The sequence below is a fragment of the Ideonella sp. genome (assembly GCF_035254525.1).
Lineage (GTDB): Bacteria > Pseudomonadota > Gammaproteobacteria > Burkholderiales > Burkholderiaceae_C > Ideonella.
In genome coordinates, this window is the sequence record NZ_DATFAN010000188.1 from 19,140 (window position 1) to 45,975 (window position 26,836).

Sequence of the window (26,836 nt, forward strand, 5' to 3'; positions counted from 1 at the left end):
ATCGCTGCCTTGACGGGCGTCAACGGCCGCCCTAGGGAGTTGTGCTGATACACGCCCGTCATCGACCGTTGACCGAGTGTTACCGAGCGACGCGCGCCGTTGGCACGCCGTTGGCGACCGCTGCCTAGAGTGCATCCCATTCCATCGAGACCAGATCCACCGCCTGCCAGGAGCCCGCCATGCTGAACCCCGCCGTTTCGAACGCCCTGCCGCCCGTCACCGCCGCCGCCACCGCGGCCCGCGCCACGGAGCGTGCCGCCGAGCACCAGCGCGTCGGCCAGGAGATCGCCGAGGTGCTGCGGCTGGTGCAGGAGCAACTCACGCCGCAGCGCCGCATCGTGCGTGCAGGCGAGACGGTCTACCAGGCCGGCGATGCGTTCGGCAACCTCTATGTGCTCAATTCCGGCCTGTTCAAGCAGATCAACCTGTCGGCCGACGGCCGCGAGCAGGTCGTCGCGCTGAAGTTCCGCGGCGACTGGATGGGCTTCGACGGCATCGCCCCGGGCCACTACGCCTGTGACGCCGTCGCCATGGACACCGGCGAGGTCTGGGTGCTGCGCTACGACGCCGTGCTGGCCGCCTGCGCCACCCGCCCCGCGCTGCTGCGCGTGCTGCACGAGGCGATGAGCCGCGAGATCGGGCGCGACCGCGACTCGCTGATGTCGGTCTGCTCGCTGCCGGCCGACGCCCGCGTGGCCGATTTCCTGCGCTACTGGGCCGATTCGCTGGCCAAGCGCGGCCTGCGCACCGACCAGATCACGCTGCGCATGACGCGTGCCGAGATCGGCAACTACCTGGGCATGACGCTCGAGACCGTCAGCCGCTCGCTGTCGCGCCTGGCGCGCCAGCAACTGATCCGCTTCACCGAGAAGGGCCGGCGCGACGTGCAGATCCCCGACGTCAGCGCGCTCGTCGCCTACGTCCAGGGCAGCCTGGCGCCGGCACCGGCGGCGCTGCAATAAGCCAGCCCGCGGCCACGAACGGCAGGGCCAGCCGTTACCGGTTGGCCAGCAGCCGCGCCATCGCGCGCGCGAGTTCGGCGCGGCTGTAGGGCTTGCGCAGCAGCTCCCAGCTGCGCGGCGAGTCGCGGTCGGCCTCGAGCAGCTCGGCCGAGAAGCCCGACATCAGCAGGATGGCCAAGCGCGGGAAGCGCCGCTGCGCCTCGCCGGCCAGCTCGGTGCCGCGCATGCCGGGGCCGAGCGCGATGTCGGTCAGCAGCAGGTCGAAATCGGCCTCGGGGCCGAGCGAGAGCAGTGCCTGCTCGGCCGTCGTGGCGCTGGTGACGCGGCAGTCCAGGGCGGCGAGAAAGGCCTGCACGACCTTGCGCACCTCGCTGTCGTCCTCGACCAGCAGCACCTTCAGCCCCGCCGGCAAGGCCTCGTCCGCATGGTCGTCGGCCTCGGCGTGGGCATGGTCGTGCCAGGGCTGCGGGATGTACAGGGTCACCGTGGTGCCGGCGCCCGGCGCGCTGTCGATCGAGATGGCGCCCTTCGACTGCTTGATGAAGCCGTACACGGTCGACAGGCCCAGCCCGGTGCCGCGGCCGGCGCCCTTGGTCGTGAAGAAGGGCTCGAAGGCCCGCTCCTTGACCTCCTCGGGCATGCCGAAGCCGGTGTCGGCGATCGCAATCGCGACGAAGCGCTCGCCGCGGGCACTCGGGTCGTCGAGCTCCCGCCGCAGGCCGGTGGGCAGGCTGTCGATCGCCTCGCAGCTGAAGCGCAGGTGGCCACCGTCGGGCATCGCGTCGCGTGCATTGATCGCGATGTTCAGCAGCGCCGACTCGAGCTGGCCGGGGTCGGCCATCACCGGTGGGCAGCCGGGCCGGATGTCCGCCTCGATGCGGATGCGCTGGTCGACCGTGCGGCGCAGCATGTCGGCCAGCGAGCCGATCATCGCGCTCACGTCCACCGGCGCCGGCTGCAGCACCTGGCGGCGCGAGAAGGCCAGCAGCTTGCCGGTCAGTTCCGCGGCGCGGCGGGTCGCCCGCATCGCGGCGCCGACCAGCTGCAGCGCATGGGTGTCGGCCACCAGCGCCGGCCGTTCCTCCAGCACCTGCAGGTTGCCCTGGATCACCGTCAGCAGGTTGTTGAAATCGTGGGCGATGCCGCCGGTGAGCTGGCCCACGCTCTCGAGCCGCTGGGCGTGGTTCAGCGCCTCTTCCGACTGGGCCCGCTGCAGGCTGGTGGCCAGCAGGCTGGAGACCGCCTCGAGGAAGCGCTGCTCCTCGGCGCCGAAGCGCTGGGTGGTCTGCGAGCGGGCCGCCAGCGCGCCGATCGCGCGGCCGCGGTCGAACAGCGGCACGGCCAGCGCGCTGACCAGCCCGGCGTCGAGGTAGCCGGCCGGGACGGCGTAGCGCGTTTCGCTGCGGTAGTCCGCCACGACCACCGGCGCGCCCTCGTGCACCACGAAGCCGGGCGGCGTGTCGGGCCGGTTGGGCACCTTGTCGCCCAGGCGCTCGCCGGCCACGCCGCCGACGCAGCCGGCGACGCGGAATTCCTGCCGGCCGGCATCGAGCAGGAACACCACCACCACCTCGACCTGCAGCGCCTGGGCCACGATCAGCGGCACGTGCTCGACGAGGATGTGCGGGTCGCGCGTGTCGGCCGCGAGCCGCCCGAGCTGGGCCAGGTGCTCGCTGTAGCGCGCGCGCTGCAGCGCCTTCTTGACGCGCGGGTAGGCGCCGATGTCGCGGATGGCGGCGACGGTGAACGGCAGCCCTTGCGACTGCAGCGGGCTCAGTGCGATCTCGACCAGCACCTCGCTGCCGTCCTTGCGCTTGGCCACCAGGTCCATGTCGTTGCCCATCGGGCGCGAGCGCGGCGCCTTGCCATAGGCCTCGCGGTACGAGGCGTGGCGCGGGCGGATGCTGTCGGGCACCAGCGCATCGACGCCCAGGCCGATCAGCTCGGACACGTCATAACCGAGCAGTTGGGCGGCAACCGGGTTGGCCAGTGCGATGCGACCGGCCTGGTCGACCAGCAGCAGCGCATCGGGGTAGGCGGCGAAGATCGAGCGGAAGACCGCGCGCTCCTCGATGCCGGTGGGCAGCGCGGGCGCCGGGACGTGGGGCGGGGGCGGCTGCAACATCGAATCGCCTCTCGGGGGATCAGGTGACCGGCGGCACGAAGATGTAGCCCGCGCCGCGCACCGATTTGATGATCTGCGGGTTCTCGGCGTCGGCCTCGAGCTTCTTGCGCAGCCGGCCGACCTGCACGTCGATCGTGCGGTCGAACGGCGCGGCTTCGCGGCCACGCGTGTTCTCGAGCAGGAAATCGCGCGACAGCACGCGCCCGGCATGCTGCACGAAGGCGACGAGCAGGTCGAACTCGCCGGTGGTCAGCGTGACGTCCTGGCCGCCCGGCGCGGTCAGGCGGCGCGCCGCAGTGTCCAGCGTCCAGCCGAGGAAGTTGTGCTGCTGGCGCGGCGGGCCGGCCGGCGCGGGCGCGCCGCCGGCAGGCGCCTCGGCCGGGCCGAGCCGCCGCAGCACGGCCTTGATGCGGGCCAGCAGCTCGCGCAGGTCGAAGGGCTTGGTCACGTAGTCGTCGGCGCCGACCTCGAGCCCGACGACCTTGTCGATCGCATCGCCGCGCCCGGTCACGATGATCAGGCCGCAGCGGTGGTGCTCGCGCAGCTGGCGGGCGATCGAGAAGCCGTCCTCGCCGGGCAGGCCGAGGTCGAGCAGCACCAGGGCCGGCGCGTCGGCCGTCATCAATGACATCAGCGCCGCACCACTGTGCACGGCGCTGACGCGGAAGCCCTGGCCCTGCAGGTAACTGCAGAGCAGCGCGGTGATATCGGGCTCGTCGTCGAGAACGGCGATGTGTTGGGCAGTCGTCACGAGAATGCGGGAGGCGGGACTCCGGGCGAGGGTAGCAAATTTGGCCTACATGGTGCCAACAAAGGGTGTTGCAAACCGACACCGAGGGGAAACGCCCAGTTGACCGACTGTTTCGCGTCGATTCGATGCATTGGCAACCCGTTGACCACCGTTTCCTAGAGTGACACCAAGCGCCGAGGCCCACCCGGCGCGGCACATCGAGGAGACCGCGATGAACGCCATGACCGTCTGCGATGCCTACGAACTGCGCTTTCGCTCGCTCTTCAACGAGGGCCGGGCCTACGCCTTCCCCTGCGATGCCGAAGGCCATGTCGACCTCGATGCGCTGAGCCCCCGTGCGCTGCAGAACTACTTCTATGCGCGCACCGTCGTCGGGCGCGAATTCTCGATGCCCTTCGTCCAGCCCTGCGCCTTTCACTGACGGGCTGATGACCTGGGGGCCGGCGCCGCAGCAGCGTCGGGCATGATGCCGAGGTGGACATTCCAACGTACGAGTTGCCGCCGCTGATGCCCGGGCTGGCCGCGGCGCTGGTCATCGGGCTGCTGATCGGCCTGGAGCGCGGCTGGAGCGCGCGCGACCGGGCCGAGGGCCAGCGGGTCGCGGGCCTGCGCACCTTCTCGCTGATCGGCCTGCTGGGCGGCGTGCTGGCCAGCCTGGCCGAGCACGTGGGCCCCTGGCCGCTGGCGGCGGGCCTGCTGGGCCTGGCGCTGCTGCTGGCGGTGGGCTACCGCGAGGCGGTGCGCGCCGAGGGCGACCTGAGCGCCACCACCGCGGTGGCGGCCCTGTTGACGCTGGCGCTCGGTGCGCTGGCCGCCGGTGGCCACGCGGTCTCGGCGCTGGCGGCGGCGGTCGTCGCGGCGGTGCTGCTCGACTACAAGTCCACCCTGCACGGCTGGCTGAACCTCGTCGAGCACCGCGAGTTGCGCGCGGGCCTGCAGATGCTGGTGCTGTCGGTCGTCGTGCTGCCGCTGCTGCCCGACACGGGCTTCGGCCCGCACCAGGCGCTGAACCCGTACCGGCTCTGGTGGGCGGTGGTGCTGCTGGCCGGGCTGTCGCTCGCCGGCCATGCGGCGATGCGCTTTTCCGGCCCGCAGCGCGGCGTGCTGTTGACGGGCGTGCTTGGCGGCGTGGCGACCTCGACCTCGGCCACGCTGGCGCTGGCCCGGCGTGCCCGACGCGAGCCCGCGCTGCTCGCGCCGGCGCTGGCCGGTGCGCTGGCCTCGAGCGGCATGATGTTCGTGCGCATCCTCGTGATCATCACCGTGCTGCAACCGTCGCTCGGTCGCATGGTCGCGCTGCCGCTGCTGGGCGCGGGGGGTGTGCTGTTCGCTCTCGCGGCCTGGCGCTGGCGCCGGCGCGGCGACGGCGCGGCCGGCGGCGCCGAGGACGTGTCGCCCTTCGACCTGGGCACGGTGATCGGCTTCGGCGCGCTGCTGGCGGTGGTGGTGGTGCTGGTCGACGCCGCCAAGGCCTGGTTCGGCGCGGCCGGCATCTACGTGGTGGCGGCGCTGTCGGGCCTGGTCGACGTGGACCCGGTGGTCGTGTCGCTGGCGCGGCTGCACGCGGCCGGTGACGCGGCGAACGCGGCCTCGGTGGCGATGATCGGGGTCGGGCTGGCCGTGATCGCCAACATGGTGACCAAGCTGGTCATGGCCGGTGCCGCTGGCGGCCTGGCCTTCGCCCGCGGGCTGGTCGGCGGGTACCTGGGCTCGGTGGTGGCAGGCGCCGCGCTGGCGGCGGCCAGCGGGCTGCTGGGCTGAAGGGCCGGGCCGGTCCGGGCAGTCAGGGCCGGCGTTCGAACTGCGCCTGGCAGGCGGTGCAGCGGGCGGCGGTCAGCTGGGCCTGCAGGCGGCCCGGGGCGATCTTTTCGCCGCAATCCACGCATTGGCCGTAGGTGCCGGCGGCCAGGCGCGCGCGGGCCTGCTCGATCTGGCGCAACTCGGCCAGGTGCCGCTCGATTCCGGCGCTGTCGACCTCGGCCCGGGCCTCTTCGCCGGCGCCGTCCTTCTGGTCGGTGACCTCGGCGCCGACGTTTTCCTCACGGACCTGGCCGGCGGCGATCCACTGCTCGAGCTGGCGCGCCCGTTCGTCCAGGCGGGCGGCAATCTCGGTCATCGAAGCAGAAGGGGAGGCGGACATTGGCGGGCTCGCAGCGGTGGCAGGGCGATGCCCGTATTGTTCGGCCAGACGGCCAAGTCTGCTTGACTTTGCGCAAGCCTCTCAAGCCGTCAGGGCAGCAGCACGGCCGCGCCATTCAGGCGCCCGGCGCGCAGGTCGGCCAGTGCCTGGTTCGCCTCGCGCAAGGGGTAGGCCGTCGTCTCGACCCGCAGCGGCAGGCGTGCCGCGATCGAGAGGAACTCGGCCGCGTCGGCGCGTGTCAGGTTGGCCACCGAGACGAGTTGCCGCTCCTCCCACAGCAGCCGGTAGGCGAAGCTCGGGATGTCGCTCATGTGGATGCCGCCGCAGACCACGCGGCCGCCCTTGCGCACTGCCTGCAGCGCCAGCGGCACCAGGGCGCCGACGGGCGCGAAGATGATCGCCGCATCGAGCGGCTCGGGCGGCGGCGAGTCGGACGCGCCGGCCCAGGCGCAGCCAAGTTCCCGCGCGAACGCCTGGGCGGCCGTGTCGCCGGGGCGGGTGAAGGCGAAGACCGTCTTGCCTTCGTGCGCGGCGACCTGCGCGATCAGGTGTGCGGCGGCGCCGAAGCCATACAGGCCGAGTGTTTTCACTTCTCGCCCCGCCACCTTGAGCGCACGCCAGCCGATCAGGCCGGCGCACAGCAGAGGGGCGGTGTGCGCGGCGTCGGCCGGCAGCGTCAGTGGCAGGCAGAACGCCGCCTCGGCGATCACGTGCGTCGCGAAGCCGCCGTCGCGCCCGTGGCCGGTGAACACCGGTGCATCGCACAGGTTCTCGCGGCCACTGGCGCAGTAGGCGCAATGGCCGCAGGTGTGACCCAGCCAGGCCACGCCGGCGCGCCGGCCGACCCACGCCGCGTCGACACCGGGGCCGACGCAGTCCACGATGCCGACGATCTCGTGCCCCGGCACGACCGGCAGCTTCGGCAGTGCCAACTCGCCGTCGACCACATGCAGGTCGGTGCGGCAGACCGCGCAGGCCTCGACCACCAGGCGCAATTCACCCGGGCCGGGCAGCGGGTCGGGCCGCTGCAGCCACTGCAGCGGCTGGCCCGGCGCGACCAGCACCATCGCCTGCATGAAGGCGCTTTACGTGATCGAGATGCGCCGGCGGCCGCCGCCCTCGCGCTTGGGCAGCGTGAGCTTCAGGATGCCGTCTTCGAGCTTGGCGACGACAGCCTTGTCATCGATCTCGTGGGCCAGCGAGAAGCCGCGCGAGGCGCTGCCGACATAGGTTTCCTTCAGCAGCGTGCGGCCGCCGGATTTCTCTTCCTTCTCCTTGCGGACCTCGGCCGAGATCGAGACGAAATTGCCGTCGACCGAGACCTGGATGTCTTCCTTCTTCGCGCCCGGAATCTCGGCACGAACGGAGTAGTCCTTGTCGTTCTCGGTCACGTCGATGCGGATGTCGGCCGGCATGTCCTTGTCGAAGCCCGACAGGCGCGGAAAGCGGCGAAACATGTCGGGGAAGAACTGTTCGAACGGGTCGTAACGGGTCAGTGCGCTCATGAGCTTCTCCTGTGCGTTCGTGGCAGGTTCAATATCCGGCCGAGGCCGGCGAAAACCAGTCTAGGAAGCCACACCGATCAGGCTTTGAGAAGGGTCAACCCAGGGGGTGCGGGCCCCCACGTTGCGCCTAGACGCTGCGCCGCCGCACGCGCGCACCGTCCTTGACCGCCGAACTCGGGTAGACGATCACCGGTTCGCCCGGCGACAGGCCTTCGCGCACCGAGGCCTCGCTGCCGTTGCGCGCGTCGATCTGCACCGGCTGCAGCGCCGCGCGGCCGCCGCGCAGCACGAACACCGCCATGCCGCCGCCGGCCGCATCGGCGCGCGGGAACACCGCGCTGACCGGCACCTTCACCGCCTGCTCAACCGAGCGCGTGATGATGCGCACGTTGACGCGGTAGCCGTCGCCCAGCGCCTGCCATTGCGCCGGCGGGCTGGTCAGGTCGATCAGCACCTTGACACGCTGCTCTTCGACGCCGAGCGCCGACACCTTGGTGAACGCCGCCGGCTCGACGTGCCGCACGCGGCCCTCGAGCGTGCCGGGGCCGCCCCAGCGCTCGATCAGCACGCGGCTGCCCGGCCGGGCCTGCAGGGCGTCCGTGGTCAGCAGCTCGGCCACGACCTCCAGCGCCCGCGTGTCGCCCAGCTCCACCAGCGGCGTGCCGATGGCGACGGCCGATTCGCTGGCCTGCGCCACGCGCAGCACGCGCCCGGCGATCGGCGAGCGCAGCACGAAGCCCTGTTCGCCCAGCCGCCCGGGGCTGCGCACGGCGCCCAGCGCGGCGCGGGCCTGGTCGAGCTGGTGGTCGGCGACGTGGCGGGCTTCGAGGGCGGCGTCGAGCTCCTTCTGGGCTGCCTGCGCGGCAAGGCGGTCGCTGTCGAGCTTGGTCGGCGAGACGAAGCCCTGGGTGGCGAGCTGTTCGGTTCGGCGCTGTTCGTTGCGCGCCTGCTGCAGCACCACGCGCGCGGCCTCGGCTCGCGCCGCTGCGAGCCCGACGCCGGCCTGCGCCACCTCGACCTGGGCCTGCTGCTCCCGCAGCGTGCGCTCGTCCTGCATCGGCGACAGGACCGGCTGCAAGGTGGCGACCGCCGCGTTCGCCTCCACCGCGTCGCCCTCGCGCAGCGTGATGCGCGCGAGCAGCCCCGCCAGCGGGGCCGAGACCACGTAGCGGTCACGCAGGCGCGTCTTGCCGTCTTCGTCGATGCTGGTCTCGAAGCGGCCCTTCGTGACGGTCGCGACTTCCACCTCCACCGGGCGCGGTGCGAAGGCCCAGGCGAGCAGGGCGACGGTGAGGACACCGGCCGTGGTGGCGTAGATCCAGGTTTTCTTTTTCATGTTGCCTGCGTTTTTTGGGGGGGATACCGGCTCCCAGCTTGCAACCGTCGGTGGCGTGGCACCGCGCTTGTATTCAACCCGTGCCTTGGCACCCACGATGGACTCGGCCGGGGGCCGGCAGGGGGTGGGGCGATTTTGGGAGCGCCGAAGGCGAGGGCGCGGACACATGAGCCCCACCGCCTGCGGGCCCCCGGCCGCCGCGCCAACCGCTGCACTGCAAAGTGCGCCGCACCGCTCATCAATCCCTCGTCTTCAAAGCCGCCACCATGTCCAGCCGGTCGATCCGGCGGCGAACGACCAGGGCGCTCGCGGTCCCGGCCACCAGGATGCAGATCGACGCCCAGGCGTAGGTGCGGGCGCGGATGACCACGGGGAAGTAGAACTGGTCGGACTTCAGCAGCTCGGCGATCAGGTGGACCAGCCCCCAGCCGAGCAGCATGCCCAGCGGCAGCGCGATGGCGATGACGATCGCCAGCTCGCCCAGCAGCAGGCCCGAGACCTCGGCGCGGCTGAAGCCGAGCACGCGCAGGCTGGCCAGCTCCCAGGCACGCTCGGCCAGCGCGATGCGGGCGTTGTTGTAGACCACGCCGACCGCGATGATGGCCGCGAAGGTGGTCAGCACCGTGCTCATGATGCGGATGTTGCGGGCGCTGATCTCCTCCATGTTGCGCAGCATCGTCGCCTTGCTCCAGGCGCCCGCGGCGCGCGGCAGCGCCTTGCTCGCCTCCAGCACATCGGCTTCGCGGCCGCGCTCGATCGCGAGCACGAAGCCGGTCGACAGGTCGGGTTCGCCGAGCAGGCGGTTCAGCGTGTCGCGGTCCATGTAGGCATTCAGGCCCATCATCTCGCGCACCGTCGCGCCGAGCGGCATGGTCACGGTGCGCTCGCGGCCCTCGAGGATCTCGACCTGCACCGGGTCGCCCACCTTCAGCCCCAGCTTGTCGGCCAGGCGGTCGGTCAGCACGAGGCCGCGGCCGTCGAGCAGCGTCTCGCGCCGGTCGACGTCGATCACGCGGTACAGCTCGGGCCGTGCCGCATAGCCGCGGATCATGCTGCGCTCGCGCCGGTGGCCGTTGACGAGCGTGACCGGCACGAAGCGGCTCGACTCGACCTGCGTCACCCCGGGCAGCCGCGCCAGCTCGCGCCGCACGCCGTCGTCGACGGCCTCGGCCGTCCAGACGCTGATGTCGCCGCGCAGGCCGAGGCGCATCTGGGTGTCGACGACGACCTCGATCGCGTCGCGGAAGAAGTTGCCCATGATGACGATCGCCACCGCGGCGGCGACGCCGGCGATCGACAGCCCGGTGCGCAGCGGCCGCCGCTCCATGTTGCGCACGATCATCCGCGTGGCCGGCCCCATGCGCTCGATGCCCAGCGTTTCCAGCAGCGTGCGGCGGTAGTGCCCGGGGGCCGGCGGGCGCATCGCCTCGGCCGGCGGCAGGCGCACCGTGGCGATGATGGCGTTCATCGTGCCGCCGATGGCCGTGAGCACGGTGAGCCCCGCGCTGACGGCCAGCAGCCACGGCGCGATGCGGTGCTCGAAGCTCGGGAAGTGGAAGAACTCGGCGTACAGGCCGGTGAACATCGTGCCCAGCCGGTCGCCCGCCGCGATGCCCAGCACCAGCCCCAGCGTGACGATCAGCAGCACCAGCTTCAGGTAGTGCACGCCGATCGCGAGGTTCGGGTAGCCCAGCGCCTTCAGTGCGGCGATCTGCTCGCGCTGGGTCGACACCAGGCGCGAGACCACCACGTTGAGCAGGAAGGCCGCGACGCCGAGGAAGATCGCCGGCAGCACCGTGCCGAGCACGCGCTGCTCCTTGATCTCGTTGTCGAGCATCGCGTGCGAGGTCTGGTCGGCGCGGCCGTGCGCCTCGCGGCCGCCGTAGCGCGCGAGCAGCTGCGTGACGCCGTCGATCGCCGCCTGCTCCGAGGCCCCCGGCGCGAGCTTGAGCGCGACGCGGTTGAACGCGCCATCCATGTCGTAGGCGGCGGCCAGTGCGTCGCGGTCGAGCCAGAAGACGCCGAAGCCGCGCGTGTCCGGCATGCCCCACAGGCCGGCGAACACGAACTCGGGCGACAGGGCCGTGCCGGTGACGACGAGCGTGCGCTGGCGTCCGTTGATCTGCGCGCTCAGCGTGCTGCCCGGGTGCAGGTGGTGGGCCTGGGCGAAGCCCTCGGAGACCAGCACCTCGAGCTGGCTGTTGGCGTGCAGGTCGGGCAGGCGCCCGCTGGCGACGCTGACGCGGTTCATGTGCTGCGGCCGGCGCCGATCCAGGCCGATCAGCTGGCCGATGATCGGGTCGACGACACCGGGCAGCTCGATGCGCACGATCTCTTCCAGCGTGGTCTGTGCGTCGGCCACGCCGGGCACCTCGCGCAAGACGTCGGCCAGCGCATTCGGCGCGCGCTTGACGCTGGCGAACACATCGGCGAAGCGGCCATCGGCGTAGAAGCGGTCGCGCGCCAGCGCCAGCGAATCGACCGCCGACAGGCTGGTGATGAAGCCGCCGACCCCGCTGGCGACGACCAGCGCGATCGTGAGCGCCTGGCTCCACATCAGCTTCAGGTCGCGCAGCAGCTTGCGGTCCAGCGCTTTCATCGCGTCACCACGAGAGCTCCGATGGGCGGATCTTGTGCTCGTTGCGCACGATGCGCTGGATGCGCCCGTCTCCGAGGTAGACCACACGATCGGCCATGCCGGCGATCGCTGCGTTGTGGGTGATGACCACGGCGGTGGTGCCGATCTCCTCGTTGACGTGGGCGATGACCTCCAGCACCAGCTTGCCGGTCTGGTAGTCGAGCGCGCCGGTCGGCTCGTCGCACAGCAGCACCTCGGGCCGCTTGACGATGGCGCGCGCGATCGCCACGCGCTGCTGCTCGCCGCCCGAGAGCTGGGCCGGGAAGTGGTCGCGCCGCGGCGTCAGGCCGACACGGTCGATCGCCTCGTCGACCGGCATCGGGTGCTGGACGATGTCGGTCACCAGCGCGACGTTCTCGCGCACGGTGAGGCTGGGGATCAGGTTGTAGAACTGGAAGACGAAGCCGACGTGATCGCGGCGGTATTCGGTCAGTGCGGCTTCACCGGCGGCGCTCAGGTTGTGGTCGCCGAACATCACCTGGCCGCTGCTGGCCGCGTCGAGGCCGCCGAGGATGTTCAGCAGTGTCGACTTGCCGCTGCCCGAGGGACCGAGCAGCACGATGAACTCGCCGCGCGCGATGTCGAGGTCGACATCACGCAGCGCGACGACCTCGACCTCGCCGGTGCGGTAGACCTTGCTCAAGCCCCGGGCGCGAAATAGGGCCGGAGCCGGGGACGCGCTGGGCTGTGTGTCAGTCTCCGATGGGGGCGCCGCCAGCCCAGTGGGCGGTCCACTCATCCCACAGCTCCTGCTGCATCGAGGCGACGGCCTGCTGCCAGGCCGTCACGGCCTGCCACTGGGCGCTCTGGATGGCCCACCAGACCTGCGACGCGGCGTTGAACCAGTCGGTCGGCATGCCGGTGCCTGCCGGCGTGAGGGAAGCGTTGGTCGCCATGGCGTGTGCTCCTGGGTGATCGGGTCGTGGCCGCGCGTCGGCAGGCGGGGTGCGCCGACGTGGCGGATGCGGTGAAGGGGGAATGCGTGAAGCGGCCGGTCATGGCGTGCCTGTCCCCGTTCGGCCTCGGCCAGACCGCCATCGGCGGATGGTCTGCCACAACTGCCAGGCCGTCAACGCATGACCCAACAGCCGACGTGTACCGAAACGCTTCAAGACGACGAGGGCCGCGGCGCCCGCCAGCAACCAGCTCGGGCGGCGGCGAACGCCGGCCAAGCCGCGCGCCAGCATGGCGGCCGGCGCCAGCTGGGCCTGCAGGTGGGCGGTGTCGCTGCGCAGGGTCTGGCGCTGCAGCGCGGCGTGGGCCACGAGATGGTGGCGGCGCGCCGCCAGCACGTCTGCTCGGCGCTCGCCGTGGCTGCCGTGGCGGTGGGCGTTCATCGCGGGGAGAGTTCATCCTGGTCGCGCCGCAACTCGCCCAGCGTCGCCTGCAGCAGGGGCGGCCTGACGGCCGAAAGCTGCCGCCAGCGCCAGCCGGCCACGCCGGCGGCGACGAGAAAGGCCGCGGCCAGCACGCCGAGCGCCGTCACGCGCTGCTCGGGCGGGCACAGCATCACGACCCAGGCCGCGGCGAGCACCACGCCGGCGAAGAGCAGGAACAGCGTGACCGTGGCACCGACCCACAGCCGCGCCAGGCGAAGCCGTTCCTCCTCGAGCTCGACGGCGGCCAGCTCCAGCCGGGTGCGGCCGATCTCGACGACGTCGGCCAGCACCTGCTGCGCGGCGGCGCGCAGGCCCTCCATCAGCGGCGAGCCACCAGGAAGCCGATCAGCAGCCCGACGGCCGCTGCGACGCCCATCGCCTCATAGGGGTGCTCGTGCACGGTGCGGTCCGCCTCGCGGGCGGCGCGCTTGGCCCGGTAGGCCGCGGTCTCCTGCAGTTCGTCGAGCTGGTCGCGCATCTGGCGAACCTGCTCGGTGAGCTTGTCGCGCACGCTGTCGAAGGCCTCGTCGCCGGTGTTGGCAGCCGTCTTCAGCAGCGAGTCGGCTTCGTCGATCATGTGGCGCAGGCTGCTGGCCAGGCCTTGCTTGTTCGTGGCAGTCGTTTCCATGCTCCGTCCTTTCATGTGATCGGGCCCATCCTAGGCGGCGGCGATGGCTGGGCATTGATGCGGCTCAAGCGCGGAAAAATGAACTTCAGCGCCTCGGCCGCGGCGAGGTAGGCCAGCGTCAGGCCGGCCAACGCGGCCAGCACCCTGCCTGGCAGCGGCACGAAGCCGAAGGCCCGCGCCCACCCAGCGTACGGCAGCGCGACCGCGAGCGCAACGACGCCGAGGCTCGCCGCGGCGAGCCAGCCCGAGGGCCGGTCGCGCCAGCTCGGGCGGGCGCTGCGGATCACGAAGATCACCAGCACCTGCGTGGCCATCGATTCGACGAACCAGGCGGTCTGGAACTGCGCCACCGGCACCTGCAACACGAGGTACAGCAGCCCGAAGGCGGCCAGGTCGAAGGCCGAGCTCAGCAGGCCGAAGCCGAGCATGAAGTTGCGGATCGCGGTGATGTCCCAGCGCTGCGGCGCGAGCAGGTCGGCATCGTCGACGCGGTCGGTCGGGATGGCGAGCTCCGACACGTCGTACAGCAGGTTGTTCAGCAGGATCTGCACCGGCCGCATCGGCAGGAAGGGCAGGAACAGCGCGGCCGCCGCCATGCTGGCCATGTTGCCGAAGTTCGAGCTGGTGGCCATGCGGACGTACTTGTTGACGTTCAGCAGCGTGCGCCGGCCCTCGCGCACGCCGTCGCGCAGCACCGCGAGGTCGTGGTCGAGCAGCACCAGGTCGGCGGCCTGCTTGGCCACGTCGACCGCCGCATCGACCGAGATGCCGACGTCGGCCGAGTGCAGCGGCGGCGCGTCGTTGATGCCGTCGCCGAGGTAGCCGACGACCTGGCCGTTGGCCTGCAGCGCGCGCACGATGCGGTTCTTCTGCTCGGGTGTCACGCGGCAGAAGAGGTTGGCGCGCGTGACCCCGGCGCGCAGCGCCAGGTCGTCCATCGCGGCAATCTGCGTGCCCGTCAGCACGCCCGCCACCGGCAGGCCCAATGCGCCGCACAGGTGGCGCGTGACCGCCTCGTTGTCGCCGGTGACGACCTTCAGCGCCACGCCGTGCGCCTGCAGCGAGGCGAGCGCGGCGGCGGTCGAGCGCTTGGGCGGGTCGGTGAAGGCGACGAAGCCGGCAAAGACCAGGTCGTGCTCGTCGGCGGCCGAGACATCCACCGTGCCGTCGGTGATGCGCCGGCTGGCCACCGCGAGCAGGCGCAGGCCCTGGGCGCTGGCCTCGTCGAACAGGCGGGCGACGGCCGCGCGCCGGGCGGCATCCAGCGGCTCGGCCGCGTGATTGCCGGTGTCGACGGCGACCGACAGGCGAAGCACGTCCTCCGGTGCGCCCTTGACGATCAACAGCCGCTCGGATTGGCTTTCGAGCAGCACCGAGACGCGGCGGCGCTCGAAATCGAAGGGCACCTCGTCGAGCTTGCGCCAGGGGCTCGCGTCCACGCTCCCGTGCGCGATGATCGCGTCGTCGAGCGCGGCCTTCAGCCCCGTCTCGAAGTGCGCGTTCAGCCAGGCGAGCTCGAACACCCGCGGGCTCGTGCGGCCGTCGGGGCCGAGCAGCTGCTCGACCCGCAGCGCGGCCTCGGTCAGCGTGCCGGTCTTGTCGGTGCACAGCACGTTCATCGCGCCCAGGTCCTGCACCGCCGACAGGCGCTTGACGATCACCCGCTGCCTCGACAGCCGCACCGCGCCGCGCGCCAGCGTGACCGAGACGATCATCGGCAGCAGCTCCGGCGTCAGGCCGACGGCCAGCGCCACGGCGAACAGGAAGGATTCGAGCAGCGGCTTCTGGTACAGCGTGTTGACCAGCAGCACGAACAGCACCATCGCGATCGTGGCGCGCGTCAGCAGCAGGCCGAAGCGGCGCGTGCCGCGCTCGAAGGCGGTGGGCGGTGGCTCCTCGGCGAGCGTGCCGGCGATGCGGCCGAGCTCGGTGGTGGCGCCGGTCGCGCAGACCAGCAGCCGCGCCGAGCCGCTGACGACGCTGCTGCCCTGGAACACGGCCTGCTGCGTGGCCAACAGGTCTGGCGTGTCGCCAGACAAGGCGTTGGGAGCGTCGACGGTGCGCTTCTCGACCGGCCAGGCTTCGCCGGTCAGCGTGGCCTGGTTGACGAAGAAGTCGGCGGCCGACAGCAGCCGGCCGTCGGCCGGCACCAGGTTGCCGGCCGAGAGCTCGACCACGTCGCCCGGCACGAGCTGCTCGGCCGGCAGCTCGGCGCAACGGCCGTCGCGCCAGGCGCGCACGCGCAGCGCGACCGATCGCTGCAGCGCCTCGACGGCGCGGCCGGCGCGGTGCTCCTGCACGAGGTCGAGCGCGACGCTGAAGACGACCACCACCGCGACGACGCCGAAGCTGATGGTGTCGCCCGTCAAGGCGGCAATCGCCGAGGCGACGACCAGCACGGCGACCAGCGGGTCGAGCAGCCGGGCCACGATGCGGCGCGCAAGCGACACCCCCGGCGGTGCGCCGAGCCGGTTCGGCCCGTGGCGCCGCCGCCGGGCGGCGGCCTGGCGCTGGGTCAGGCCCTCGGGCGTGGTACGCAGCGCGGCGAGCAGGGCGCCGATCGGTTGCTCGACCCAGCGCTCGATGTGCAGGGGCGCCGAGCGAACCGTTCGAGCCACGGCAGCACCGCGGGGGTCAGTGCGCCAGCACGTAGCGGCCGGGCGCCTCGCCCAGCGGCACGTAGCCGCGCGAGGGTGCGCCCATGGCCGGCGGCTTGACCGGCGTGCCGGAGCGCGCGGCGAGCCAGGCGGACCAGGCCGTCCACCACGAGCCCTCGTGCTGCTCGGCATCGGCGAGGTACAGCTCGGGGTCGATGTACTTGCCGTCGGCCGGGCTCTTGCGCAACCGGTAATGCCGCCGCGGGTGCCCCGGTGGGCTGACGACGCCGGCGTTGTGCCCGCCGTTGGTCAGCACGAAGGTGGTCTCGCACTCGGTCAGCAGCTGGATCTTGTAGACCGAGCGCCAGGGGGCGACGTGGTCGGTCTCGGTGCCGAGGCAGAAGATCGGCAGGTCGAGGTCGGCCAGCGCGACCGGCCGGCCGCCGACACGAAAGCGCGCCGCGGCGAGGTCGTTGCGCAGGAACAGCCCGCGCAGGTACTCGGAGTGCATGCGGAACGGCATGCGCGTCGCATCGGCGTTCCAGGCCATCAGGGCGTTGAACGGCGCCCGCTCGCCCATCAGATAGTCGCGCACCCCGCGCGACCAGACGAGGTCGTTCGAGCGCAGCAGCTGGAAGGCGCCGGCCATCTGGCCGCGGGTGAGGTAGCCGCGGTCCTGCATGATGTCCTCGAGGAAGCTGACCTCGCTGTCGTCGATGAACAGGCCGATCTCGCCGGGCTCGCTGAAATCGGTCTGCGCGGCCAGCAGCGTCAGCGAGGCCAGCCGGTCGTCGCTGTCGCGTGCCATCGCGGCGGCGCCGATCGCCAGCAGCGTGCCGCCCAGGCAGTAGCCCACCGCGTGCACCTTGCGCTTGGGGCAGATGGCGTTGATCGCGTCGAGCGCGTCGAACAGGCCCAGACGCAGGTAATCCTCCATGCCGTGGTCGCGGTCGGACGGCGCGGGGTTCTTCCACGACAGGCAGAAGACGGTGTGGCCCTGGTCGACGAGGTGCTTGATCAGCGACGCCTGCGGCTGCAGGTCCAGCACGTAGTACTTCATGATCCAGGCCGGCACGATGAACACCGGCTCGGGGTGGACCTTGGCCGTTGTCGGCCGGTACTGGATCAGCTCGGCCAGCGAATTGCGCTGCACCACCTGGCCGGGCGTGACGGCCAGGTTCACGCCGACCTGGAAGGCCTCGCTGCCCGCAGCCGGGCGCCCGGCCTGCTGGCGCTCCCAGTCGTCCCACCAGTGCAGCGCGCCCTGCGCGAGGTTGGCCCCCATCGTGGCCAGCGTGCGTTGCCAGACGACCGGGTTGGTGGCCACGAAGTTGGCCGGCGAGACGATGTCGAGCAACTGGCGCGCGATGAAGGTCACCACCTCCTCGTGGTGGCGCGAGACGCCGCGCACCTCGGTGGTGGCGTTGTGCCACCACTGCTGCTGCAGCAGGAAGGCCTGCGAGATCAGGTTGTACGGCCACTCGCGCCAGGCCGGATCGTCGAAGCGCCTGTCCTGCGGCAGCGGCTCGATGCAGCAAGGGGCGCCGGGCTGCTGCGCGTGCGGCAGGTACAGCGCGAGCCGTTGCGCCTTGCGCCAGGCCTTGTGGACGAGCTCGGCCTGCTTGGCCGGTGACAGTGCGAGATGGGCCAGCCAGTCGGTGGTGGCCAGCAGCAGCGCGGCCGGCGAGACGCCGGCGGTGTGGTGGCCGATCTGGGCGTGCAGCCAGCGGTCGAAGCCCTCGGTGGGCTCGCCGACGCGGCCGTCCGGCGGCTCGGGCTCACCGGGCAGGGTGGCCGGCGGCGCGGCGGGCAGTTGCAGCGCGAGCGGGGTGGTGACGGTGTCGAGTGTCTGGTTCATGGGGGTTTCAGCCGGGGGCGTTCAGCCGCTTCACCAGGCGCAGCGAGGTCGGGTCGGGCGCGTGCTCGTCGGCGCTGAAGCCGAGCGATTGCGCCATCTCGCGCATCAGGGTGTTCTCGCGCAGCATGTAGCCGACCAGGCGCTGGGTGCCGCGGCGGGTGAAGTGATCGATCAAGGTGGTCATCAGCAGCCAGCCGAGGCCGCGGCCTTTCAGGTCCGAGCGCACGATGACCGCGAACTCGGCGTCGACGTTGTCGGGGTCGGCCACGGCGCGGGCCACGCCCAGCGTCTGCGTGCGGCCATCGGGCAGCACGCGCTCGGCGATGAAGGCCATCTCGCGGGCGTAGTCGATCTGCGTCAGGCGCGCCAGCTCGCTGGGCGGCAGCTCGCGCAGCGGGCTGAAGAAGCGCAGCCGCAGGTCCTCGGGCTCGAGCTGGGCGAGGAAGGCACGGTGCTGCGGCTCGTCCTCGGGGCGGATCGGGCGCACCCGGATGGGCTCGCCCTGCCAGTCGACCATCTTCACCAGCTCGGCCGGGTACGGCGCGATCGCAAAATTGGCCGCGCCGGCGCCGGCCACGCCGGCCGGTGCCAGGCGCAGCCGCGCATCGAGCGCGAGCACGCCGGTCGAATCGGCCCACAGCGGGTTGATGTCCAGCTCGGCGAGCTCGGGCAGGTCGGCCAGCATCTGCGACAGCGCGATCAGCACGTCGGCGATGGCGTCGAGCCTGGCGGGCGGGTGGTCGCGGTAGCCGGCCAGCAGCCTGGCCACGCGGGTGCGCGCGATCAGCTCGCGGGCCAGCACGCGGTTCAGCGGCGGCAGGCCGATCGCGCGGTCGGCCAGCACCTCGACCGCCGTGCCGCCCTGGCCGAACAGCAGCACCGGGCCGAAGGTGGCGTCGATGCTGGCGCCGACGATCAGCTCCACCGCCTGCGGCCGCTGCGCCATCGCCTGCACGGTGAAGCCGGTCAGGCGCGCATCGGGCTGGGCGGTGTGGACACGCTCGAGCATGCGCCGTGCGGCCTCGCGCACGGCGGCCTCGTCGCGCAGGTCGAGCGCGACGCCGCCGACGTCCGACTTGTGGCTGATGTCGGGCGACAGGATCTTCAGCGCCACCGGGTAGCCGCCCTCGCGGGCCGCCGCGGCGGCCGCGTCCGGCGTGGGCGCGACGGCCACCGTGGGCACGGTCGGGATGCCGTAGGCGCGCAGCACGGCCTTGGCCTCGACCTCGTCGAGCATGGTGCGGCCGGCCTCGCGCGCGCTGGCGATCGCGGCTCGCGCGGCGGCGAGGTCGGGCGGGCCGTTCTCGCTGGCGGTCGGCGTTTCGAGCAGCAGGGCCTGGTTGCGGCGGTAGGTGACCAGCATGCCGTAGGCGCGCACGGCCTCTTCGGGCGTCGCGTAGTCGGCCACGCCGGCGCCTTCGAAGATGCGGCGCGCGTCGGCCACCGCCGCGTCGCCGAGCCAGCAGCCCATCACCCGGCCGGCGGCCTCGCGCACGATCGGCGCGCAGGCGCGGGCGATGTCATCGCTGCGCACGATGGCGGTCGGCGCATGGGCGAAGAGGATCGCGCCGGTGTCGGGGTCGGCCAGCAGGGCCCGCAGCGTGTCGGTGTAACGCTGCACTGGCGCATCGCCGATGATGTCCACCGGGTTGCCGTGCGACCAGGTCGCGGGCAGGCCGGCGTCGAGCGTCGCGCGCAGCGCGTCGCCCAGCGTGCGCAACGGCAGCCCGGCCAGCGCCGCGGCATCGGCGGCCATCACGCCGGCACCGCCGCCGTTGGTCATGATGGTCAGGCCGCGGTCGAGTACGCCGTCGGCGGTCCGGAACCGGGCGAGGGTCTCGGCGGCGATGAACAGCTCCTGCAGCGTGTCCACGCGCAGCATGCCGGCGCGGCGGATCGCGGCGTCGAAGACCACGTCCGAGCCGGCCAGGGCGCCGGTGTGCGAGGCCGCCGCGGCCACGCCGCCGCCGGCGCGACCGGCCTTGACCACGATCACCGGCTTGTTGCGCGCCGCGGCGCGGGCGGCCGACATGAACTTGCGCGGCGCCTCGATCGACTCGATGTACAGCAGGATCGAACGCGTGTGCGGGTCGCTGGCCAGGTGGTCGAGCAGGTCGCCGAAATCGACATCGCTGCGTTCGCCCAGCGACACCATGTGCGAGAAGCCGATGCGGCGCGACTTGGCCCAATCGAGCACGGCGGTGACGAGGGCCCCCGATTGCGAGACGAAGGCCACGTCGCCCGGCAGCGCATCGGTGTGGGCAAAGCTGGCGTTCAGGCCCAGGTGCGGCGAGATCAGGCCGAGGCAGTTGGGGCCCAGCAGGCGCAGCACATGCGGCCGCGCGGCCTCGAGGCAGGCCTGCTTGCGCTCGGGCCCGAGGCCGGCGGTCATCACGATGGCGGCCCGGGTGCCCAGGCGGCCGAGCTCGCCGATCAGCCCCGGCACGGTGGCCGGCGGCGTGCAGATGACTGCCAAGTCGGGCGCCTGCGGCAGGTCGGCCGGGCGGGCGAAGACGGGCTGGCCGTCCAGCGTCGCATGCGACGGGTTGACCGGCCAGATCGGCCCGGCGAAGCGGCCGGCGCGCAGGTTGCGCCAGACGGTGGCGCCGACACTGGCGGGCCGGTCGGAGGCGCCGATCACGGCGACCGAGGCCGGCGCGAGCAGGCGGTCGAGGTGACGCACGCTCATCCCTGCCGCTCCCATGCAATGTTCTTCATCGCGCCAGCCTACCAAGCGGGGCTGGCACCGACTTGAGCGTCGTCAAGCGCTACATCGGGGCGCAGCCTGCGATGAGCCTCGTTCGACCTACGCGATAAAGTCTTGCCAGCGCCCGAAAGACCGGTTCCACTCACGGAATAAACGGTTCGAGCCCCTCGACACCGCAGCCGCCCGGCCCGAAGGCGGCCAGGGAGGCGGCCCGGGTCGGCCGACCGGAGATTCGCCCCTGCCGCCTTCCGCCCCCCATGCACTTCATCTTGGCCCCGCGAGCGGGGCGGTCGCCGGCCGTCGGCGCTCGTGGCCGGTCGTCGCGGCGTTCGTCGGCATCGTGGCGGTCCAGGTCATCGTGGCCATCGTCAGCATCGACGTGCTGTCGGCGGTGCGGGCCTACGTGACCGGCGAGAGCCTGTACTCCAAGGGCCAGAAGGACGCCCAGATCCACCTGCTGGCCTACGCCGACAGCCACGACGAAGCCGACTACCGGCAGTTCGTGCAGGCGCTGACCGCTCCGCTGGGCGACCGCGCGGCGCGCGAGGCGCTGCAGCTGCCGCAGCCCGACCGGGCGCGCGCCTGGCAGGGCCTGCTCGCCGGTGAGACCCACCCGGACGACATCCCTGGCGTGATCCGGCTGTTCCTGTGGCTGCAGGATGTGCCGTTCATGGCCCGGCCCATCCGCACCTGGACCGAGGGCGACGGCGTGATCGAGCAGATACGCGCGCTGGTCGAACAGGCGCACGAGCGCATCGCGGCGGGCGATACGAAGGCCGTCGAGGTGCGGGAGCTGCGGGCCCGGGCGCAGGTGCTGAACCAGCGCATGAGCCAGCTCGAGCGCGAGTTCTCGGCGCAGCTCGGCGATGCTTCACGCCTGGCCAAGCGCCTGCTCTTCGTCGTCAACCTGGGCCTGGCCCTGCTGCTGGCGACGACCGGGCTGTGGTTCATCCGCTACAGCCTGCGCCGGCAGGCCCTGGTCGAAGACGAGGTGCGGCGGCGCCAGCAGTCGCTGCAGAGGCTGCTCGACTCCACCGCCGAGGGCCTGTACGGCGTGGACAACCAGGGCCGATGCACCTTCATCAACCGGGCGGCGCTGGCGATGCTGGGCTGCCAGCGCGAGGCCGAGCTGCTGGGCCGTGACATCCACGGCCTGATCCTGCGCGCGCGGCCGGTGGCCGGCGCCGCCCCGGCGCCTGCCAGCCTGGCGCACGCCGAGGGCCGCGAGCTGCATGTGACGGGCGAATCCTTCCTGCGGCGCGACGGGAGCTCGTTCGCCGTCGAATGCTGGTCGCACCCGGTGCTGCAGGACGGTGTCGCCGAGGGTGCCGTGGTCACCTTCTTCGACGTCAGCGAGCGCCTGCGCATGCAGGCCGCCTTGCGCGAGGGCGAGCTGCGCCTGGCCAAGCTGGTCGACGCCGTGGCCGACGGCGTCATCACGACCGGCGCGCACGACAGGATCCTGCTGTTCAACCGCGCCGCCGAGCGGCTGTTCGGCGTTCCGGCGTCCGAGGCCATCGGCAGCCATATCCGGCGGTTCATTCCGCAGAGCCCGCGCGCCACCCCGGCGCCCGAGCCCGGCCATGCTGGCGCCAACGGCGCGGGCAGCGGCTTGGTCCACGAGCTGACCGGCACGCGGGCCAACGGCGAGACCTTTCCGCTCGAGGCCACGCTGTCGCACCTGAGCACCGACCACGGGCCCCTGACCACCGTGGTGCTGCGCGACGTGACCGAGCTGCACGCGGCGCGCGCCGAACGCCAGGCCCGCGAGGCGCTGGAGGCGGCCAGCCGCGCGAAGACGGAGTTCCTGTCGCGCATGAGCCATGAGCTGCGCACACCGCTGAATGCAGTGCTCGGCTTCTCGCAGCTGCTGCGGCTGGACACCGGCAGCCCGCCGTCGGCACAGCAGCTCGACCGGATCCGCCACATCGAGCGCGCCGGCTCGCACCTGCTGGCACTGGTCAACGACGTGCTGGACCTGTCGCGCGTCGAATCGGGGCAGATGTCCATGTCGCTCGAGCCGGTCGACCTGGTGTCGGTGGTCGAGGAATCCATCGCCATGGTGTCGACGCAGGCCATCGATGCCGGGGTGCGCGTGGAGCGGGCCGTACTGGCGGCCGACCTGGTGGCCGGCGGCGATGTGCAGGTCGTCGCCGACCGGGTCCGCCTGCGCCAGGTGCTGGTCAACCTGCTCAACAACGCGGTGAAGTACAACCGGGCCCATGGCACGGTCACGGTGGGCTGGGCGCTGCACGGCGAGACCTGCCACGTCGGCGTCATCGACGACGGCCCGGGCATGTCGCCCGAGCAGACGGCGCGCCTGTTCGAGCCCTTCAACCGCCTGGGCGCGGAGAAGACCAGCATCGAAGGCACGGGGATCGGGCTGTTCCTGTCGCGCAGGCTCGTCGAGCTGATGGGCGGCGAGCTGATGATCACCAGCCGCCTGGGCCGCGGCACCGTGGCCACGCTGGTGCTGGAGTGCTCCGACGAGCAGGCGTATGCACCGCCGCTGCCGTCGGCGCCCAGCCAGCACGGGGAGTTCGACGCGGGCCTGAACGTGCTGTACGCCGAGGACAACGAGGTCAACGTCGAGCTGGTGCGGCAGGTGGTGTCGTTTCGCCCCTCGATCGCGCTGCAGGTGGCCGGCAACGGCACGCAGGCGCTGCAGATGGCGCGCCGCAACCCGCCGGACCTGATGCTGGTGGACATGCACCTGGGCGACATGAGCGGCATGGACCTGGCTCGCGCACTGCGCCGCGATCCGGCCACCGCCGGCATCCGCCTGGTGGCGCTGTCGGCCGACGCGTTGCCGGAGCAGATCGACGGTGCGCTCGCGCTCGGCTTCGAGGCCTACCTGACCAAGCCCATCGAGTTCCGCAAGCTGCTGCGCGTGCTCGACGGGCACCTGCAGACCTGAGTTCCCGCCCCTACCAAGACCACCCCACAGGAGAGAGCGTCCATGAAGAACGAGTTCCGCCGCACCGGCGAGTTGAAGGACATTGCCAGCTACCCCGCCTGGGTGCAGCGCGTCGTGCGCGAGACCCGGCGCGAGAAGATGCGCGTGCTCGACCACGAGCTGTTTTCGCTCATGCGCGACGCCCGCCTGCCGCTGCCGGCGATGCGCCGCTTCCTGATCGGCACCTGGCCGACGATCGAGCGCTTCCCGCGCTTCATGGCCATGAACCTGAAGAAGATCACCCACGGCGACGGCGAGGGCGAGAACATGGCCCGGCGCTACCTGGTGCAGAACATCCGTGTCGAGCAGAAGCACGCCGACCACTGGATCGAGTGGGCCGCCTCCGCCGGCGTCACGCCGGAAGACCTGAAGCATGGCGAAGAGATCGAGGGCATGTCGGCCCTGGCCCACTGGTGCTGGTACGTCTGCGACCAGGCGCCGCTGGCGGTGGCGATGGCCGCGACCAACTACGCCGTCGAGGGCCTGACCGGCGAATGGTCCTGCCTGGTCTGCTCGAAGTCCACCTACGCCGATTCGCTGCCCGAGGGCATCCGCGGCCCGGCCACCCGCTGGCTGCGTCTGCACGCCGAGTACGACGACACCCACCCGTGGGAAGCGCTGGACTGCATCGCCACGCTGCTGGGCCACGCACCGCCGCAGGCCATGATCGACGAGGTGCGCCGCGCCATCCGCGCAAGCTACGTCTACATGGAGATGGCCGCCGACCAGGCGATGCTGGCGGCCCTGCACGGCAGCTTCGACGAGACGGCGTCCAACTCCACCATCCTGGGCGCGGACATGCTGGACGTGGCGTAGCGCAACACGCCGCCTGGCCGCGGAGGGCTCCTCAGTCGCTCGCGTGGATCTGCATGCGCCGCTCGACGTAGGTCGGGCCGGTGGCGCGGGTCGCGTCGGGGCAGGCGGCGGTGCCGTTGCAGGCGATGGCGTCGAGCGTGTAGACCCGCACGGCCTGCGGCACGTCCGGGGCCGATTCACCCTCGTTGAACTGCGACGAGTGGCAGGTCACGGTGACCCGCATGCCGAGGTCGCTGGAGAGATCCAGAGTCTGGCTGTGGCCGCTGCAGGCCGTCCAACTGCCGCGGAAGGCCTGGAACAGGCCCCATTCGATGCCGGCGCGCGCGGCCTGGGCGGCGCGCGCGGCATCGAGCTCCTGGGCGCTGCCGATCTGCTGGGTGTTCGACAGCCGGACCACCGCGGCGGCCAGGCCGGCCAGCAGCACCAGCACCAGGATGGCGGCGATCGCGCCGAAGCCACACTGGGCCGTGCGAAGGTGCGGGGCGATCCTCATGGCACGTTCGCCACGTGGGCGCCGACGACCAGGCTTGCCGTTTCGCTGTTCTGCGCGAGCTCGATCTGCATCGAGACGAAGCCGCTTTGCTGCGTGGCGCCCTGGCTCGGGTCGTAGATGAAGCGGCACGAGCGCACGCCGGTGGCGAGCACGGTGCCGCTGGCGGCGTTGGGGCAGGTCGCGGGGTAGGCCGTGTTGAAGCCGTAGTGCGACAGGCGGGCCAGCACGCCCTTGCCGTTGCCCGACGCATCGAGGGTGCCGTCGGCGCCCTGGCAGACGTAGAACACCGCCTGCTGCGAGCTCGGTACGACGACGACCCGGTGGCCCTGGTAGCCTGGCGGGAACTGTTTGGCCGCGATCGTGACGCGCTGCGCGCCGAAGGCAGTGTTCGGCGGCGCCACCGGCACGGCCGTGATCGCGCTGCTGTTCGCCCCGCTGTAGACGTCGCCGGGGTTCTGGTTGTCGATCACCACCAGGTCGCCCACGGCGGGCGTGGTGGAGAAGCTGGTCAGCACGTCGAACTCGGTGGTCACATCGCTGGTGTCCAGTGGTTTCGAGCCGAGGTTGATGGTGTCCTCGGCGCGCCGCAGCCGCGCGCCCGCCAGCGTGGGCACCAGCTCGATGCACTGCGAGCCCGGCGTGCGGATCGAGTTCGGCACCGCGATGCGGATCTCGTCGCGCATGCGGCGCAGCGCGCCGGCGGCCTGGAACGACAGCTCGGTGCGGCTGCGCATCGCGAGCCAGCTGTCGATCGCCGGGCGCAGGAAGACCGCCAGCGTCGCGGCGAGCACGCCGCCGATCACGATCACGAGGACCAGCTCGACGAGGGTGAAGCCGCGCTGGCGGACCGGGCCCCTCATGGTGCGGACCCCTGCGCGTAGTTCGTTCGCCAGCCGACCAGCGACAGGCTCTGCGAGCCCTTGCTGGCCGTCACCACGATGCGCAGCGCCTCGCCCACGCCGCCCAGCGTGGCGCTGCCGACGCTGACGCCGACCGCGTAGCCGGCCAGCGCCGCGACCTCGGTGCCGTCCACCGTGCAGACCTTGCCGGGCGCGTAGCCGTTGTAGTCGGCCACGTCGTTGTAGGTGTCGCGCGCACAGCCGGCCGGCGCGCCGTTCGGCGAGGCGGCATAGGGCTTGAGCTGGATCTCCTCGATCATCTCCTCGGCGATCGCCAGCAGCTGCTGGTGGATCACCGGATCGGCGCTGCCGCGCACCGCGGTCGAGAACGCAACCATCACGCCGGCCAGGCCGACGCCGAGGATGACGATCGCCACGATCATCTCGACCAGCGTGAATCCACCCTGCGCCTTGGTTGTGGCCTTACGGACGCGCGGAGCGCCGTCCCATCCAAGGTCTTGCGTGGATCCGGCTTTGCCGGTCCGCTGCAAGGGCCCCCTCGGGGGGCAGCGACCGGAAGGGAGCGTGGGGGTCCGATTAGCGGACAAGGCCGGTCTCCCCGAGCAGGGTGATGCTGCTGGCGCCGGAGATGGCCAGCGTCCGGTTGCTGCTGCTGGTTCCAGCCCCGTCGCTGGTGACCCGCCCGTCGGGCTGGAAGTACAGCGTGCCCGAAGGCGACAGCGTGAAGCTCGCACCGCCCGCGTTGGCGGTGAAGGCGGCCGAGCCGTCGGGGCCGGTGAGCGCGCTGTCGCAGGCTGATGAGCCGTGGGCGGTGGCGATGCGCAGCGTGACGGCGCTGCTGCTCACGTCGGCGCAGATCAGGCGCCGGTGCGACTGCGCGGTTTGGCTCGCGTAGCGCAGCGCGGCCAGGACCTCGTCGTGCGCGGCCTCGCTGCGCGGGCCGGCGGCACCGTCGAACTTCGGCATCGCGACGACCGCGAGCACGCCGATCACGAGCAGGATCGCGATCAGCTCGACGAGGGTGAAGCCGCGTTGGCGCGTCGGACTAGAAGATTTCGCGTACATGGACCGTCTTCTTCGATTCG

At 71.9% G+C, this 26,836-nt stretch carries 24 protein-coding genes; 5 read left to right on the forward strand and 19 right to left on the reverse strand.

Annotated features, from left to right (window positions below; all coding sequences use genetic code 11):
• The first annotated feature begins 179 nt into the window (after positions 1 to 179).
• Positions 180 to 962, forward strand: a complete 783-nt coding sequence (locus VJ693_RS20535; RefSeq protein ID WP_324157253.1) for a Crp/Fnr family transcriptional regulator — start codon at positions 180 to 182, stop codon at positions 960 to 962.
• A 34-nt stretch (positions 963 to 996) separates the two neighbouring features.
• Here the strand turns inward: VJ693_RS20535 and VJ693_RS20540 are convergent, their stop codons facing one another.
• Both VJ693_RS20540 and VJ693_RS20545 read right to left on the reverse strand, forming a co-directional pair.
• Entirely contained in the window at positions 997 to 3,087 is a 2,091-nt protein-coding gene (locus VJ693_RS20540) for a PAS domain S-box protein (protein ID WP_324157254.1), read from the reverse strand.
• A gap of 19 nt (positions 3,088 to 3,106) precedes the next feature.
• The gene (locus VJ693_RS20545; RefSeq protein ID WP_324157256.1) at positions 3,107 to 3,838 is read right to left on the reverse strand and encodes a response regulator transcription factor; all 732 of its coding nucleotides are present in this window, start codon (positions 3,836 to 3,838) and stop codon (positions 3,107 to 3,109) included.
• Between the two features lie 211 nt (positions 3,839 to 4,049).
• On the opposite strand from VJ693_RS20545, the gene VJ693_RS20550 reads away from it, so the two are divergent.
• Together VJ693_RS20550 and VJ693_RS20555 are read left to right on the forward strand one after the other, a co-directional pair.
• The gene (locus tag VJ693_RS20550) at positions 4,050 to 4,259 is read left to right on the forward strand and encodes a hypothetical protein (RefSeq protein ID WP_324157257.1); all 210 of its coding nucleotides are present in this window, start codon (positions 4,050 to 4,052) and stop codon (positions 4,257 to 4,259) included.
• A gap of 53 nt (positions 4,260 to 4,312) precedes the next feature.
• The gene (locus tag VJ693_RS20555; RefSeq protein ID WP_324157259.1) at positions 4,313 to 5,599 is read left to right on the forward strand and encodes a DUF4010 domain-containing protein; all 1,287 of its coding nucleotides are present in this window, start codon (positions 4,313 to 4,315) and stop codon (positions 5,597 to 5,599) included.
• Positions 5,600 to 5,621: 22 nt separating this feature from the next.
• Here the strand turns inward: VJ693_RS20555 and VJ693_RS20560 are convergent, their stop codons facing one another.
• From VJ693_RS20560 to VJ693_RS20620, 13 genes are all read right to left on the reverse strand, one after another.
• Positions 5,622 to 5,954, reverse strand: coding sequence for a TraR/DksA family transcriptional regulator (locus VJ693_RS20560; protein ID WP_324157261.1), 333 nt, complete (start codon positions 5,952 to 5,954; stop codon positions 5,622 to 5,624).
• Between the two features lie 113 nt (positions 5,955 to 6,067).
• Positions 6,068 to 7,054: a zinc-dependent alcohol dehydrogenase family protein gene (locus VJ693_RS20565; RefSeq protein ID WP_324157264.1), complete on the reverse strand. Its 987-nt coding sequence runs from the start codon at positions 7,052 to 7,054 to the stop codon at positions 6,068 to 6,070.
• 9 nt (positions 7,055 to 7,063) lie between these two features.
• The gene (locus tag VJ693_RS20570; RefSeq protein ID WP_324157266.1) at positions 7,064 to 7,483 is read right to left on the reverse strand and encodes an Hsp20/alpha crystallin family protein; all 420 of its coding nucleotides are present in this window, start codon (positions 7,481 to 7,483) and stop codon (positions 7,064 to 7,066) included.
• A 127-nt stretch (positions 7,484 to 7,610) separates the two neighbouring features.
• Positions 7,611 to 8,819, reverse strand: a complete 1,209-nt coding sequence (locus VJ693_RS20575) for an efflux RND transporter periplasmic adaptor subunit (protein ID WP_324157268.1) — start codon at positions 8,817 to 8,819, stop codon at positions 7,611 to 7,613.
• 238 nt (positions 8,820 to 9,057) lie between these two features.
• A complete protein-coding gene (locus tag VJ693_RS20580; RefSeq protein ID WP_324157270.1) occupies positions 9,058 to 11,418 on the reverse strand; it encodes an ABC transporter permease in 2,361 nt (786 codons plus the stop codon).
• A 4-nt stretch (positions 11,419 to 11,422) separates the two neighbouring features.
• A complete protein-coding gene (locus VJ693_RS20585; protein ID WP_414652332.1) occupies positions 11,423 to 12,100 on the reverse strand; it encodes an ABC transporter ATP-binding protein in 678 nt (225 codons plus the stop codon).
• Positions 12,101 to 12,149: 49 nt separating this feature from the next.
• A complete protein-coding gene (locus VJ693_RS20590) occupies positions 12,150 to 12,353 on the reverse strand; it encodes a hypothetical protein (protein WP_324157272.1) in 204 nt (67 codons plus the stop codon).
• 99 nt (positions 12,354 to 12,452) lie between these two features.
• Positions 12,453 to 12,794, reverse strand: coding sequence for a hypothetical protein (locus VJ693_RS20595; protein WP_324157274.1), 342 nt, complete (start codon positions 12,792 to 12,794; stop codon positions 12,453 to 12,455).
• Positions 12,791 to 13,156 carry a phage holin family protein gene (locus VJ693_RS20600; protein ID WP_324157276.1) on the reverse strand — a complete coding sequence of 122 codons (366 nt, stop codon included), beginning with the start codon at positions 13,154 to 13,156 and terminating at the stop codon, positions 12,791 to 12,793. Before VJ693_RS20600 ends, VJ693_RS20595 begins: the two co-directional genes overlap by 4 nt.
• Complete coding sequence (locus VJ693_RS20605; RefSeq protein WP_324157277.1) at positions 13,156 to 13,464, reverse strand: DUF883 family protein; 309 nt, start codon at positions 13,462 to 13,464, stop codon at positions 13,156 to 13,158. Before VJ693_RS20605 ends, VJ693_RS20600 begins: the two co-directional genes overlap by 1 nt.
• An 11-nt stretch (positions 13,465 to 13,475) precedes the next feature.
• Positions 13,476 to 16,082, reverse strand: coding sequence for a magnesium-translocating P-type ATPase (mgtA, locus tag VJ693_RS20610; RefSeq protein ID WP_324157279.1), 2,607 nt, complete (start codon positions 16,080 to 16,082; stop codon positions 13,476 to 13,478).
• A 16-nt stretch (positions 16,083 to 16,098) separates the two neighbouring features.
• On the reverse strand, positions 16,099 to 17,919 hold the full coding sequence (locus VJ693_RS20615; protein WP_324157281.1) for a PHA/PHB synthase family protein: 1,821 nt from the start codon (positions 17,917 to 17,919) through the stop codon (positions 16,099 to 16,101).
• 7 nt (positions 17,920 to 17,926) lie between these two features.
• On the reverse strand, positions 17,927 to 20,608 hold the full coding sequence (locus tag VJ693_RS20620; protein WP_324157283.1) for a bifunctional acetate--CoA ligase family protein/GNAT family N-acetyltransferase: 2,682 nt from the start codon (positions 20,606 to 20,608) through the stop codon (positions 17,927 to 17,929).
• Positions 20,609 to 20,966: 358 nt separating this feature from the next.
• On the opposite strand from VJ693_RS20620, the gene VJ693_RS20625 reads away from it, so the two are divergent.
• A complete protein-coding gene (locus VJ693_RS20625; RefSeq protein ID WP_324157284.1) occupies positions 20,967 to 23,543 on the forward strand; it encodes a hybrid sensor histidine kinase/response regulator in 2,577 nt (858 codons plus the stop codon).
• Between the two features lie 42 nt (positions 23,544 to 23,585).
• A complete protein-coding gene (locus VJ693_RS20630; RefSeq protein WP_324157286.1) occupies positions 23,586 to 24,398 on the forward strand; it encodes a TenA family transcriptional regulator in 813 nt (270 codons plus the stop codon).
• A 31-nt stretch (positions 24,399 to 24,429) separates the two neighbouring features.
• Here the strand turns inward: VJ693_RS20630 and VJ693_RS20635 are convergent, their stop codons facing one another.
• The 4 genes from VJ693_RS20635 to VJ693_RS20650 all read right to left on the reverse strand — a co-directional run.
• Positions 24,430 to 24,891, reverse strand: a complete 462-nt coding sequence (locus VJ693_RS20635; protein ID WP_324157288.1) for an MSHA biogenesis protein MshP — start codon at positions 24,889 to 24,891, stop codon at positions 24,430 to 24,432.
• Positions 24,888 to 25,751 carry a type II secretion system protein gene (locus VJ693_RS20640; RefSeq protein WP_324157290.1) on the reverse strand — a complete coding sequence of 288 codons (864 nt, stop codon included), beginning with the start codon at positions 25,749 to 25,751 and terminating at the stop codon, positions 24,888 to 24,890. Before VJ693_RS20640 ends, VJ693_RS20635 begins: the two co-directional genes overlap by 4 nt.
• Positions 25,748 to 26,338 (reverse strand): type II secretion system protein, encoded by a 591-nt coding sequence (locus VJ693_RS20645; RefSeq protein ID WP_324157292.1) that lies wholly within the window; start codon positions 26,336 to 26,338, stop codon positions 25,748 to 25,750. Before VJ693_RS20645 ends, VJ693_RS20640 begins: the two co-directional genes overlap by 4 nt.
• Positions 26,328 to 26,836 (reverse strand): type II secretion system protein (locus tag VJ693_RS20650; protein WP_324157294.1); only part of this gene is annotated, 509 nt, incomplete at its 5' end. The genes VJ693_RS20645 and VJ693_RS20650, both read right to left, overlap by 11 nt.